Source organism: Pseudoalteromonas sp. S1610 (assembly GCF_005887465.1).
In the GTDB taxonomy this organism is placed as follows: Bacteria; Pseudomonadota; Gammaproteobacteria; order Enterobacterales; family Alteromonadaceae; genus Pseudoalteromonas; species Pseudoalteromonas undina.
Window position 1 is genome coordinate 122553 of record NZ_PNDI01000013.1, and the last position, 13652, is coordinate 136204.

A 13652-nucleotide genomic window follows, 5' to 3' on the forward strand; every position below is an offset into this window, starting at 1 on the left:
TATCCTCACGTTAAAGTTAAACGATGCGCATCAGCTGTTCTTGACGTTCGTCAATCTCTTCAGCTGTTTTCATCAGTTTTACTTGTAATTCAAATTGGCGTTGGTGACTGATCATATCGACCATTTCATGCACAGGGTTTACATTCGACTTTTCTAATGTGCCACCTAATACTTGTACATTGGCTGATGTTTCAACTATTTGGCCTGGTTTAGCTCTAAATAAGCCATCGTTACCCTTCTCGAGCGTGGCGTTGTTTGCATCAACCACTTTTAGCCGATCAACTTCTTCTAAAAAGTTAGCCGGTGCACCTTGAGGGCGTACTTGAATAGTGCCATCTTTGCTAAATTCAATTTTTTCAATCGGTACAGGTAATATGACAGGCCCACCTTCGCCAATAACTTGACGACCGTCGCTGGTAGTCAACATACCTTCAGCAGTGATATTTAACGAGCCCACTTTTGTATAGGCTTCATTACCAGAGGCATCCTGAACACTCAGCCAGGCGTTATCGCTCATAGCGATATCAAGGCTGCGACCTGTTTCCACAATACCGCCCGATGTCATGTTAGATCCTGGGCGCTCTTGCATAGCAAAAACACGAGTCGGCAAACCTTCACCGAAAGCCTGCATTGATCGCGCTTGCGCAAAATCAGATTTAAACCCAGTGGTATTCGCATTTGCCAAATTATTGGCTTTAAGAGCAAGCCCTTGCATGCTTTGTTTAGCGCCAGATGCCGCTATGTAGACCATTTTATCCATAACATCGACTCATTAAGAAATCTATATACGGGTAAATGCAATATAAGTGCCAGATTAAATTAAAGCATAAATAAGATTATAAGAGAGGAATAAAAAAGGCTGCATTAAGCAGCCTTTATAAATCAAAATATGATTATCGGATCTGTAAGATATTTTGTTGAAGTGTTGAATTCACTTCAAGCGCACGAGAGTTTGCTTGGAAGTTACGCTGCGCACTAATCAAATCAACCAGCTCTGTGGTTAAGTTTGTATTTGATTGCTCGAGCGCTGAAGAATTGACTTTGCCTAAAGTTCCTGTTCCCGGTTCTCCTGCTATAGGCTCACCTGAGGTTAAACTTTTTTTCCATGAAGTATCACCCACCTGTTGTAAACCTTGTGAGTTTGCAAATCTAACCATGGCTACTTGACCCAAATATGAAGTGTCGCCATTACTGTACGATGCAACGACTTTTCCATCAGTACCAATGTCAATACCCGCTAAGCGACCCACTGTCGCACCATCTTGCTCTAGTGCTTTTACTTCAAATCGATTTGCATATTGAGTAGGTATTTTACCTGCAGTACCTGCCTCGTCGCGCCACTGAATTGCAATGTCATTAAACTGTGCACCGTTGGTTAATAATCCTGAAAAGTTAGCAGTATTTAAATTTACATCATCAAAGGTACTTCCTGTAATAGGTGCGCCATTGGTTGTTTCTGGCGTACCGCTTGCGTTAAATCCAAACGTACTAAGTGGGCTTGGAGTTGCCGTTGCGGCACCGGTAGCATCAAATGGTTTTTGATCCAATGTACCATGCACTTGCCATTCGTTTGGTGCAGTTTTAACAAAATAAAACTGCATTACATGCGGCTCACCTAGTGAGTCGTAAACTGTGGTTGAAGTCGAAGAGTTATAAGTAGTGCCATCTGTTGCATCAAATGGCACAGCTATAACATCGTCACGCGAATCAACATTGAACGACGTATAAACGTTTGAAGTAGAGCGCGGAGAGCCTGATGAATCAGGTATTTGCAATGCAGAAGATGTACTTAAACTAACCGAAGTGGTACTGCCTGTAACCTCATTCACCGGAAAACTCTGTAAGAAGTTTCCTTTAGCATCAACTACAAAGTTGTCTTTATTAAGCTTAAACGCACCTGCGCGAGTATAACTAAAATCTAAAGAGCCTAAGTCATTACTTGTTGCAAAGTAACCCTCACCTGTGATCGCTAAATCCAGAGAGTTATTAGTAAACTGCAGCGACCCTTGATGAAACTGCTGGGCAACCATGGTGGTTTGCACACCATCACCATTTTTCGTTTTACCTGCGCTAAATACCGAAGATGCGTATACATCAGCAAATTCAGCGCGAGACTCTTTAAAGCCCGTGGTATTTACGTTGGCAATGTTATTGGCGGTAACATCTAAATCTTTTTGTGCGGCAGCAAGGCCTGTTAATGCAATATTGAAGCTCATAATTAACCTCTAACCTAAAAGTATTTAGCCCGATGGCTAAAAAATACATAAAATCTATTACGCGATTTCTGCGACATCAGTCAGCCTAACCGCACCTTCTTTTGTGTTAATAATAATGCCGCTTGAGCCATTAATATTAACACTTTCAATATTTTTGAATGTAGCTAATGGAAGGCTTGAAAATTCCCCATTTGTGCTACCTTCTGCTTTGATGTTGTATTCACCAGGTGGTAGCCGTTCACCCGCTTCATTTTTACCATCCCATGCAAAGCGAATGGCTCCTGCGGGCTGAGTGCCTAAATCTATAGTTTTAACCAACTGCCCGGATGCATCTTCAATGCGGATCATTAAACTATCGACTGGCTTTTCAGCTACAACAGAACCTCTTGATTCACCCGACTCATTAAGCTCAAGTGTATTCGATTCCAACAGCGCTTGTTTGCCAACCAGTGTTGATGCTTGCAATGCCGAATTTGATGTCATCGACGCAGCTAAAGACTCAAAATTAGAGTTTAAATTTGATATTCCTTCAGCCATGGTAAAGTTTGTCATTTGTGCAATCATCTGATCGTTATCAGCTGGTTTGCTGGGATCTTGATATGACAACTGCTGTGTTAACAACGAAAAGAAATCTTCTTGGGTTAACGCATCACTATCCTCTTTTTGTGGCACTTGCTTATCTTGCCAACGTAAAGAGTCCATGTAGGATGAAGAAGTACTAATATCGTTACTCATGAGCTACCCTCAGTTACCGCTGACCTAACAGCAGTGTTTTACTTAACATTTGCTTAGCTGCATCAGCAACTTGAACATTTGTCTGATAAGAGCGAGACGCAGAAATCATATTTGCCATCTCCTCAACAACATTCACGTTGGGTTTATAAATGTAACCATTTTCATCCGCACTCGGGTGGTTTGGGTTATATTCAATTTGTAGTGGTTTATCACTCTCAACCACTCCTAACACTTTCACACCAACGGCAGAGCCCTGTGGGTTGCTTGCTGACGCTGACGCTTTTGTTAGCTCCGCAGCAAATACAGGTTGTCGCGCTCGGTACGTTTCATTTTGTGAAGAGCTAATTGTATTGGCATTAGAGATATTACTTGCGGTGGTATTTAATCGCACGTTTTGCGCGCTCATACCCGAACCTGCAATATCAAACACATTATATAAACTCATAATTAGGCTCCTTGACTACCGAGGGCTTTTTTCAGGCCTTTAAATTTACCATTAAGAAACTGGACACTGGCCTGATACTCCATAGCATTCTGTGTATACAAGTTCCGTTCCACTTGTATATCAACAGAGTTACCATCACCTGTATCTGTTTGATTTGGCGTACGAAATAGTTCATTTCCACCTACACTACGAGTACCACCGGCAATGTGTTTTTCGTTGGTTCTTACCATCGTATTGCCGCTTAGTTGGTTAGACTTTGCCGTTTTTAATGCTGAGGCAAAGTCGATATCTTTTGCTTTATAGCCGGGCGTATCAGCATTTGCGATATTAGTAGCGAGCATTTCTGCTCTTTGCGAACGGATTAACATCGCATGCGGATGCACGCCTAATGCTTTATCAAAACTGATAGCCATAACTATCTCCAAAAAATTGACTTAGTACCAATAAAGCAATAAGTAAGCCAGCAATGAAAATAGTGACGATAAAAACAAAAAACGACGCTATAGCGCCGTTTTTAGGAGGGGGGGGGGTGTAAACGGTAGTTATTTTTTTTGATAAATAATCCCGGGGTTACAACGCACCATATCAAATTCGGTACTCAAACCAGACATAGATTCCGACGCACCTAAAAATAAATACCCCTTAGGGTTAAGTGCTTGAGAAAATTGTGCAATTATTTTGGCTTTCACCTCAGGTGAAAAATAAATTAAAACATTACGGCAAAATATAATATCGAACTTACCCATCAAAGCGTACGAGTCGAGTAAATTTAAATGCCTAAAGCTCACTTGCTTTTTCAATGAGTCAACCACTTGTGCCATACCATTGCCGCTATCTTTAAAAAACTTCTTACGACGCTCAGCAGATAGCCCACGGGCCAGTGCCAATGCATCATATTCAGCGTGTTTACACATATCCAGCATGGTATTTGAGATGTCAGTACCCACTATTTGTGCACCCATTTTTAAAACACCAGGACTACTTGATTGAAACTCAGCAACCGACATAGCAATTGAATAAGGTTCTTGCCCTGAAGAGCTCGCAGCAGACCATATTTTTAATGGCCTATTTAACGCTTTAAATTCAGGGAATAATCTGGTTTTGAGCAACTCAAATGGGTATTGATCTCTAAACCACAATGTTTCGTTGGTTGTCATGGCATCAACAACAGCAGCGCGCAATTGACGCTCATGCACGCCAAGTGTTTTGCTAACCAGTTCAGATAACGATTCAACATTAAATCGAGACATTAATGGTGCCAAGCGACTTTTAACCAAATACTGCTTATTTTCACCTAAAACAATACCGCACTGTTGTTCTAAAAATAAGCGAAATTGATCGTATTCTGTTTGCTGCAAATCTTTATTAGTCAAATCAATAACACCTATGTTTATTAATCACAATGAACCCACTTATTAACGGCTGTAGCAAGCTCGTCTGGATTAAATTTTGCAATAAAATCGTCAGCCCCTACTTTTTCAATCATTGCTTGGTTGAACACACCACTTAACGATGTGTGTAAAATCACATGCAATGGTGCAAGTTTGGGATCTGCTTTAATTTCTGCAGTGAGTGTATAACCATCCATTTCTGGCATTTCTACATCTGAAATAAGTAACCCTACTCGCTCTGTAATATCGTTAACACAATCAAGCTCTGCAATTTCTTTTAGTCTTATTAAAGCTTCTTTACCATTTTTAGCAAGTTCAGTAGTTACACCTAAAGGTTCTAACGCTCGTTTAACCTGATTTCGTGCCACGGCCGAATCATCGGCAATAAATACAATTCTTTCGCCTAAGTCTTTTTGTATATTACCTTGCGAGGCAACATCATCACTCACGGTAGTATTGACAGGACAAATTTCGTTTAGGATCTTTTCTACGTCGAGTATTTCAACCAGCTCATTTTCAATTTCAGTTACGGCAGTTAAATAAGAATAGCGGCCCGCTCCTGATGGCGGTGGCATTATTTTTTCCCAGTTCATATTAACAATCCGCTCAACACCACCAACTAAAAAGCCCTGCACTGTACGGTTATATTCTGCAATAATAATAAAGCCATCTTCTATGCTTTTAATAGGACGACCACCTACTGCCATTGATAAGTCAATTACCGAGATTGTTTGGCCACGGATATGTGCTACACCACGAATGTAAGCGTTAGATTTTGGCATGCTGGTTAATGGCGGGCATTGAAGAACTTCTCTTACCTTAAACACATTAATGCCAAAGCGCTGACGTCCGTTAAGCTTAAATAACAATAACTCTAAGCGGTTTTGCCCAACCAACTGAGTACGTTGGTTTACTGAGTCTAAAATACCGGCCATTTAAATCTCCTAAGAAAACAAATATAAGGAACGATAATTGCTTTCAATTAATAAAGCGTCATAACACAACGGGGGCGTCTAAATTCTGACGCAAAATATTTATACCCTGTTTGCAACCATAAGCATAGTCGAAACATTATGAGTTTGTTAAAAAAAACCAGAAGATACAGTGTTTTTTATTTTCTTGCTAGCCTCTGCTTCACTTTGCCACTGAAGGCTCAAGTATTTAGTAAAGAATCACTACAGGAAATGGCTGTATCTTATGTTGCTCAAAAAGCAGTAACTACAAATGACAACAAAATACAGTTTAGCGCGTTACCGCTAGATACCCGCATACCCGATCGCCAGTGTAACTCTGAGCTAGAGCTAGTAACGCCAAGTGAGCCCCCATTTAATCGTCAGGTCACCATTCAAATAAAATGTAACGATAGTGACAACTGGGCACAATACGTTCATGTGAGAATCACTGAATCAGCACCTGTTGTAGTTGCTACTACCAATTTAGCACGAGGTGAAGTGATTACTCCATCCCATTTAAGTATTGATATGCGCCCTGCGCACTTTATACGTGTTCAGTATCTTGATGATCCTGCGCAACTTATTGGTAGCCGCAGTAAACGTAATATTCGTGAAGGTATGCCTGTACTACTCAATCAAATTTGTATGGTTTGCAAAGGCGACTCTGTCAATATTTTTGCCAATATTAAAGGGTTAAGAGTAAAAACCACGGGTGTTGCATTAGAGGATGGAACCTTAGGTGAACAAGTACGAGTTGAAAACAAAAAAACAGGTAAAGTTTTAAATGCGCGAGTAGATGGTGTAGAGTCTGTGCAGGTAAATATTTAATGTAAATTTATGCTAAAGTATCTTTAGTAAATGCCGATATAAAGGCATCAGTTGGGTAATAAACGGGTTTTTATCATGGTCGGTCAAGTAAACAAATCAAATCAACAGCCTGGTGTTTTAACAAACACTCAACAGCAAAAAGTTGATTTAAAAAGAGATAATGCAAATACGCAGGCTGCGCAAACGCCTTCGCCTAAAGCTGCAAGCGATTCGGTGAGCCTAACACCGCAAGCCAAGCAATTAAAATCTTTACAAGAAAAAGCAGAGCAGTCTTCTGGTTTTGACAGCAACAAAGTTGCTGAGCTTAAAAAAGCAATTACCGAAGGCAAGTATCAAATAGACAGTGAGAAACTTGCCAAAAATTTAGCAGACTTCGAGTTTAATGTTTATGGCTGATCACAATAGTTTAATTACGATTAAACTAAACGAACAAATAAATTGTTTAACAACCTTGAGTGAGCTTCTTACTCAAGAACTTGATGCTATTGCCTCACGAAGAGGCGAAGGTTTAAAAGAAATTGCCCAACAAAAAATGTCTTTTTTAACCAGCATAAGCACCCTAGATAAAGAACTCAGTAAACTGATTGCCAGTAATGATCAGCAAACAGATGAAAACGCTGACTTAATAAAGCTAACTCGAGAAAAGCTTGAGCAGTGTCAAAAACAAAATGAAGTTAACGCTCATGCAGCGCACCAGGCGCAGTTAAGTGTAAAGCAATTAAAGGGTATTTTAATTGGCGCACCTTCGTCTATGACCTACGATCAAGCCGGTAGCGTAGTTAATACTGACAACAGCATTGTGCGTAACCTAAAAGCCTAAAGAATACTCATAAAAAAACGCCTAAACGATTATTCGTTTAGGCGTTTTTTTATGAGTAATAATTTGTCGGTTAGTAATAACTTGTCGCTTAGTAATAAGTGACTTTTTTCACTTCCCGTGGTTTTATCTCACCGATGTACAAGTCGTGTACGCGCTTCATATTAAGCTCAAGCTCAGTAATATACATATCATTAACGGCATAGGTTTTTATAATTTGCGCGCCTTTTATAATACCTTGCACTTTACTCTGTAAATAATCATCTTGGGCAACAGAGCCTGCGACGGTTGTGCCTGCGGTAATTTTTTGCCCGTACACTTGTTCCGTTAGTTCGCGGTATGCTTCTAGCTTGGAGGCTTTAATTGCCATAAGCTGTTTTTGAGTGTCATTACTTCCCGACTGCAAACTAATGGGCGCGTACCCTATTGCTTTTAATACAGGGTAATTATTTGGCTCAACATATTTATATTCAACGTGCTTATCAAATATATTGCTACAACCGCTTAACGTTAAGCAGCCTAATGTGATCATTAATGGCATTACTCGCATCATACAGGGCCTTTAAAAACTAATTAAACTCAGTTATGCACGTTTAATGCCAGTGATACCTATATTCTGTAACAACAAATAATAGTGGTACATTACTTGCTGAGACTCATTAACGCTAACGTTTAATTGGAGTAAGAGTATGAAGTCGTTTTTAAAAGCAGTATTGGCAGGATTAAGCACCACTGCTGTATTAACGTTTTCACCTTTTACCCACGCTCAGTGGTATGAGTCTACAGGCCATGCGGTTATTCAAAATAGCGACATTCCCGGTGCAAAGGCCGCTGCAATAAAAGATGCGATTACCCAAGCCCTTGTATTCTCTGGTGCGCGGGTGAGCTCGGTGCAAACACTTGTTGATGGTGTTTTAACCCAAGATCAGCTAAAAATAAGTAGCCAAGGCGAAATTCAAAAAATAGAGCTCGTTAGCGAAAACCGCAGCAATGATGAATTTGCGATTACCTTACGCCTAGATATTTTTGCACAAACCGAGCAATGCCCGCAAAGCAACTTCAATAAATTTATAGCTGTGACGCAAAGTCAATTAACAAATCGCGAACACGCTAGAATGGGTCAAATATTTGACATTAATAAAGCAGTAAGCAAAAACATCTACACGTCACTGCAAAAATCAAAAATGAGTGCTATACCGGTTGCCTATTTCAATAAAGCGATAAAAGTCGATACCTATTTTAATCAACAACATGACTACTCTAACAGCCAGTTAGAGGAAATTTCATCGCGCAGTAACGCACAATATGTGCTACTGAGCCAAATTACCAGTTTATCCACCAGCGATAAACTCAATAGCGACTATGCATTTTGGCAAGATGAAAGCTATCAGCGTCACTACCGAATAGAGTTTAGTTTATTTAATGGCACTACTTATGAGCCCTTGTGGCAACAAAGCTATCAAAGCCAAGCTATCTGGCCATTTGAAAAAACAGCTATTATTGATGTAAACAGTAATCGTTTTTGGCAGTCACCTTTTGGTCAAAGTATTAGTGAGATAAACCAAACCCTAAGTTACGATTTGCAAGCAGCCATGGCGTGCCTACCCACCCAAGGCAAAATTTTGCACATGGAAAATAATAAACTCGTTATTAACTTAGGAAAGGCACATGGCTTAGAAAAAGGCCAACAACTGAGTATTGCTCATCATAATTATTTAACAGACGCGCAAGGCAACACCATGCCGCATACTATAACCACTTTGAACCGTATTCGTGTAGAGCAGCTATATCAGCATAGCGCCATTGCCGTCAGTATTAATGATCAGCCTTTACCGGGCGTACAAATTAACGATATTGTGGAAGTTGCAACGCCCTAAAGTACTTGGGTTAGCTTAACTTTTAAATTATTGTGAGCGCTTAACCAATCTGCTAACTGCTCAACTCCAGATAAATGCGGGTAGTGCTTTCGACAGGCCAATACAATATTACGTTGCTGATTAGGAAAAATAGGCAAATAATGAATTCCCTCTCGGGGGATTGCAGCAAGTTTTGGCACAAACGTAACCCCATCGTCCATCGCCACCAGCGCTAATAAGGTTTCTAAGCTATTACCTTGATACTGGCTAGAAACATCCACTCCTGCCGAAAAACAAAACTGCTGGGCTTGATCTTTAAAGCAATGACCATCACTTAACATTAATAGGTTACTACCTTGAAGATCTTGCAGTGCTACCTTTTTATTTACAGCTAAAGCGTTATCAGCAGATACCGCAACTAAAAAGTCTTCTTTATATACATTAATAGTATGGTAATTTTTTAGCTCAGGCACATCCGCTAAAATTGCAAAATCCACCTCGCCACTGTCTAGCGCAGCTAAAATGGTAGAAGTTTGCATTTCAATAAACGAAAACTGACTTTGAGTAAATGCCGCTTTCATTGATGTAAGCAGTGTAGGTAGTAAATACGGGGCAATAGTAGGAATAATACCAATACTTAGTTTGCCCTGTAACGGCTGGTTAGAAGTAGCAGCCAGTTCTTTTAATATTTGAGTTTGCTCTAATATAAGGGTGATTTGTGTCAACAAACGTTCACCTTGGGTTGTTAAGGTAACGTGCTTAGTTGAACGGTCAAATAAGATAACCCCTAATTCTTGCTCCAGCTTTTTAATTTGCCCACTTAAGGTAGGCTGGCTTACAAAGCAGGCATCAGCCGCTTTACGAAAATGTTTAAAATGTGCAACGGCTTTTACATATTCTAAATCTTTTAAGTTCATATTCACACCCAACCTGATAGCTTATACCTATCAGTTTAATACAAACAAACGATTGGAACTATATTTAATTGTTCGCCATAATGGCTATCAACAAATCAAGAGGAACTAAAAACATGTTAAACAATATTGAAGGTCAAACAATCCCTAACGTTACATTTGCAACGCGTCAAAACGACGAATGGAAATCAGTAACTACTGATGACATTTTTAAAGGCAAAACAGTCGTTGTGTTTTCACTACCTGGTGCATTTACACCAACGTGTTCATCAACTCACCTACCACGCTACAACGAGTTAGCTGGTGTACTTAAACAAAATGGCGTTGACGACATTGTTTGTGTATCAGTAAACGATACCTTTGTAATGAACGCATGGGCTGAACATCAAGAAGCGCAAAACATTACCTTACTACCAGATGGTAACGGCGAATTTACTGACGGCATGGGTATGCTAGTTGATAAAAACGATTTAGGTTTTGGTAAGCGCAGCTGGAGATACTCTATGCTGGTTAAAGATGGCGTAGTAGAGAAGATGTTCATCGAACCAGATTTACCAGGCGACCCGTTTGAAGTATCAGACGCTGACACTATGCTTGATTACATCAACCCAACTCAAGTAAAACCAGAGGCGGTTACTCTATTTACTAAGCCTGGCTGCCCTTTCTGTAAAAAAGCAAAAGAGCTACTTACAGCTAAAGGCTTTGCTTTTGAAGAAATCGTAATGGGTGCTGGCGCATCACTTACCAGCCTTAAAGCGGTATCGGGCCGTGAAACCGTACCACAAGTATTTATTGGCGGTAAGCACATTGGCGGCTCAGACGATTTAGAAAAATACTTTGCTTAATTAAGTAAATAAGACAGGGGCTGCAACGCCCCTGTTTATTAAAGGAAAAACACTATGAAAGAACTGCAAACCGACGTTGTTGTTATAGGTGCAGGTACTGCTGGTTTAAGTGCCTACCGTAATGCAAAACAATTTACTCAAAACGTACTTATGATTGAATCAGGCCCATACGGTACAACCTGCGCACGTGTTGGTTGCATGCCAAGTAAGTTATTGATTGCTGCAGCAGAAGCCGCGCACTCAATAGAAATGGCACCTGCCTTTGGAGTTCACAGCTCAAAACCTGTTATTGACGGTAAAGCCGTTATGGCACGAGTTAAAAGTGAGCGCGATCGCTTTGCAGGATTCGTAGTAGAAGCCGTAGATGAAATACCTAGCGAAGATAAAATTCGTGGCTATGCACAGTTTTTAGACGCCAACCGCGTGCAAATAGATGAGCACACCATTATCACTGCTAAACGCTTTGTAATAGCAACAGGTTCACGCCCATCTTACCCTGGCGTATTTAATAACTTTGGCGACCGACTGATTATTAATGACGATGTATTCGACTGGGATGATTTACCAGAATCAGTAGCCGTATTTGGCCCAGGCGTTATAGGCCTTGAAATTGGCCAAGCGTTGCATAGATTAGGGGTAAAGGTAAAACTCTTTGGTGTAGGTGGTGCCATAGGCCCATTAACCGACCCAGTAGTTAAAGATTACGCTAATACTGTATTCGCAGAAGAATTTTGTGTTGATACCGACTCAAACGTTTCAGATATGAAACAAGTAGGTAATAAAGCAGAGCTAACCTATACCGACAAACAAGGTGTTAAACACACCGAGCAGTTTGACTATGTTCTGGCTGCAACCGGGCGAGTACCTAACACCGATAAACTAGGGTTAGAAAACACCGGCATAGAGCTTGATGAACGTGGCGTACCACTCGCTGATGCCCACACTATGCAATGTGGCAACTCCCACATATTTATTGCTGGCGATGCTAGTAACATGATCCCTTTGCTTCACGAAGCATCCGATCAAGGAACAATCGCAGGGCAAAACGCAGGCCGCTACCCTCATGTACGTGCGGGTTTACGCCGCGCTAAAATTGCCGCTGTGTTTAGCGACCCACAAATAGCCATGGTTGGTGAAAGCTTTAAAGAAATTAGCCAACGATTAGGCAGCTGTGAGTGCTTTGAAATAGGCGAAGTCAGCTTTGAAAACCAAGGCCGTAGCCGCGTTATGCTAAAAAACAAAGGCCACATGCGTGTGTATGCCGAGCACGGCACAGGCTTATTTTTAGGTGCTGAATTTATTGGCCCTCAAGCAGAGCACATTGCTCATTTATTAGCATGGGCTGTACAAAACAAAATGACTGTACCACAAATGCTTGATATGCCTTTTTATCACCCTGTTATTGAAGAAGGCCTACGCACTGCACTACGTGATTTAAACGCTAAATTAAAATTTGGCCCAGACATTATTAACCATTGTATGGAATGTGGCCCAGGCGCATAACACATCACTAATACACACTTGCAACTCAAAGCCAAAACCATTGTTTTGGCTTTTTTTATGTTAAAAACTGGTATATAAAATGGAGTTTAAACTGCTACACTCAGATTAATAAACAAACAAAAATGGACCGAAAATGAGCAATAATAAATATAGACTTGTCACTCGAAGCGATTTTGACGGCCTAGTGTGTGCCGTATTACTTAAAGATTTAGATTTAATCGACGATATTTTATTTGTGCATCCAAAAGACATGCAAGACGGTAAAATAGCCATTACCAGCAACGACATTACCACTAACCTCCCCTATGTTGCCGGTTGTCATATTGCATTTGATCACCACTTGAGTGAAACCGTTCGTAACGAAAGCGATATTAAAAACCACATTATTGACCCAGATGCGCCCTCTGCAGCACGCGTTGTATACGGCTATTATGGCGGTGCAGAGAAATTCCCTAATATTTCAACTGACATGATGGAAGCGGTCGATAAAGGGGATTCTGCACAATTTTCAAAAGACGAAATTTTAAACCCAACAGACTGGGTACTGATGAACTTTATTATGGATGCGCGCACAGGACTTGGCCGTTTTCGTGAATTCAAAATTTCTAATTACCAGTTAATGATGAAGTTAATTGACGCCTGTAAAGATCACAGCATAGAACAAATACTAGCAATGGAAGATGTTGCCGAGCGTGTTGCGTTATACCACGAGCACAACGCACAAGCTAAAGAGCAAATAGACCGCTGCTCATCAGTACACGACAACTTAGTGGTACTCAATTTAACCGAAGAAGAAACCATTTACGCTACTAACCGCTTCGTTATTTACGCCATGTTCCCCGAATGTAATATCTCAATACATAAAATGTGGGGGCTTAAAAAGCAAAACGTGGTGTACGCCATTGGTAAATCAATCACCAACCGCAGCTCCAATACTAATGTTGGCGAGTTATGCCTTAAGTACGGTGGCGGCGGCCATTTAAGTGCCGGTACTTGCCAAGTAGAAACTGACAAAGCTGAGCAGGTATTGAGCGAGCTGATTGCTACGATCACTAGTGATGGCTGAGTTATAGCCTCGGGGTTCGGGGTTCGGGGTTCTACAATATACTATTTATAAATTTATATGTCTGTTATTAATTATTAATTATG

General features: G+C 40.6%; 16 protein-coding genes. 7 read left to right on the top strand and 9 right to left on the bottom strand.

Going from position 1 to position 13652, the window contains the following annotated elements; translation table 11 throughout:
- Positions 1-16 precede the first annotated feature (16 nt).
- The 7 genes from CWB77_RS07815 to CWB77_RS07845 all read right to left on the bottom strand — a co-directional run bounded on the left by CWB77_RS07815 (position 17) and on the right by CWB77_RS07845 (position 5722).
- Entirely contained in the window at positions 17-760 is a 744-nt protein-coding gene (locus CWB77_RS07815; protein ID WP_010387878.1) for a flagellar basal body rod protein FlgF, read from the bottom strand.
- Positions 761-893: 133 nt separating this feature from the next.
- On the bottom strand, positions 894-2216 hold the full coding sequence (gene flgE / locus CWB77_RS07820; RefSeq protein ID WP_010387877.1) for a flagellar hook protein FlgE: 1323 nt from the start codon (positions 2214-2216) through the stop codon (positions 894-896).
- A 57-nt stretch (positions 2217-2273) separates the two neighbouring features.
- Positions 2274-2951 carry a flagellar hook assembly protein FlgD gene (locus CWB77_RS07825; RefSeq protein WP_021033157.1) on the bottom strand — a complete coding sequence of 226 codons (678 nt, stop codon included), beginning with the start codon at positions 2949-2951 and terminating at the stop codon, positions 2274-2276.
- 13 nt (positions 2952-2964) lie between these two features.
- Entirely contained in the window at positions 2965-3396 is a 432-nt protein-coding gene (flgC, locus tag CWB77_RS07830) for a flagellar basal body rod protein FlgC (protein ID WP_008113068.1), read from the bottom strand.
- Between the two features lie 2 nt (positions 3397-3398).
- Positions 3399-3809, bottom strand: a complete 411-nt coding sequence (flgB, locus tag CWB77_RS07835) for a flagellar basal body rod protein FlgB (RefSeq protein WP_010387869.1) — start codon at positions 3807-3809, stop codon at positions 3399-3401.
- Positions 3810-3938: 129 nt separating this feature from the next.
- Positions 3939-4769, bottom strand: a complete 831-nt coding sequence (locus CWB77_RS07840; RefSeq protein WP_054201737.1) for a CheR family methyltransferase — start codon at positions 4767-4769, stop codon at positions 3939-3941.
- 20 nt (positions 4770-4789) lie between these two features.
- Positions 4790-5722, bottom strand: coding sequence for a chemotaxis protein (locus CWB77_RS07845; RefSeq protein ID WP_010387865.1), 933 nt, complete (start codon positions 5720-5722; stop codon positions 4790-4792).
- Between the two features lie 138 nt (positions 5723-5860).
- Here CWB77_RS07845 and flgA point away from each other — a divergent pair, with 138 nt between their 5' ends.
- The 3 genes from flgA to flgN all read left to right on the top strand — a co-directional run bounded on the left by flgA (position 5861) and on the right by flgN (position 7388).
- Entirely contained in the window at positions 5861-6568 is a 708-nt protein-coding gene (gene flgA, locus CWB77_RS07850) for a flagellar basal body P-ring formation chaperone FlgA (RefSeq protein WP_075169689.1), read from the top strand.
- A gap of 75 nt (positions 6569-6643) precedes the next feature.
- Entirely contained in the window at positions 6644-6964 is a 321-nt protein-coding gene (gene flgM, locus CWB77_RS07855) for a flagellar biosynthesis anti-sigma factor FlgM (protein WP_010387860.1), read from the top strand.
- Positions 6957-7388 carry a flagellar export chaperone FlgN gene (gene flgN / locus CWB77_RS07860; protein ID WP_033104122.1) on the top strand — a complete coding sequence of 144 codons (432 nt, stop codon included), beginning with the start codon at positions 6957-6959 and terminating at the stop codon, positions 7386-7388. The genes flgM and flgN overlap by 8 nt, the downstream gene beginning before the upstream one ends.
- An 88-nt stretch (positions 7389-7476) precedes the next feature.
- On the opposite strand, the gene CWB77_RS07865 is transcribed toward flgN, so the two are convergent.
- Positions 7477-7935, bottom strand: coding sequence for an LPP20 family lipoprotein (locus CWB77_RS07865; RefSeq protein WP_010387855.1), 459 nt, complete (start codon positions 7933-7935; stop codon positions 7477-7479).
- 139 nt (positions 7936-8074) lie between these two features.
- On the opposite strand from CWB77_RS07865, the gene CWB77_RS07870 reads away from it, so the two are divergent.
- Positions 8075-9262, top strand: a complete 1188-nt coding sequence (locus tag CWB77_RS07870) for a flagellar assembly protein T N-terminal domain-containing protein (protein WP_138622174.1) — start codon at positions 8075-8077, stop codon at positions 9260-9262.
- Here the strand turns inward: CWB77_RS07870 and CWB77_RS07875 are convergent.
- Entirely contained in the window at positions 9259-10158 is a 900-nt protein-coding gene (locus tag CWB77_RS07875; RefSeq protein ID WP_138622176.1) for a LysR substrate-binding domain-containing protein, read from the bottom strand. The genes CWB77_RS07870 and CWB77_RS07875 overlap by 4 nt on opposite strands.
- 113 nt (positions 10159-10271) lie before the next feature.
- Between CWB77_RS07875 and CWB77_RS07880 the strand changes: the two genes are divergently transcribed.
- The 3 genes from CWB77_RS07880 to CWB77_RS07890 all read left to right on the top strand — a co-directional run bounded on the left by CWB77_RS07880 (position 10272) and on the right by CWB77_RS07890 (position 13569).
- Positions 10272-11000 (top strand): glutathione peroxidase, encoded by a 729-nt coding sequence (locus CWB77_RS07880; protein WP_008466566.1) that lies wholly within the window; start codon positions 10272-10274, stop codon positions 10998-11000.
- A gap of 54 nt (positions 11001-11054) precedes the next feature.
- On the top strand, positions 11055-12503 hold the full coding sequence (locus CWB77_RS07885; protein WP_138622178.1) for a dihydrolipoyl dehydrogenase: 1449 nt from the start codon (positions 11055-11057) through the stop codon (positions 12501-12503).
- Between the two features lie 133 nt (positions 12504-12636).
- Positions 12637-13569, top strand: a complete 933-nt coding sequence (locus tag CWB77_RS07890; RefSeq protein WP_138622180.1) for an exopolyphosphatase — start codon at positions 12637-12639, stop codon at positions 13567-13569.
- Positions 13570-13652: the final 83 nt, after the last annotated feature.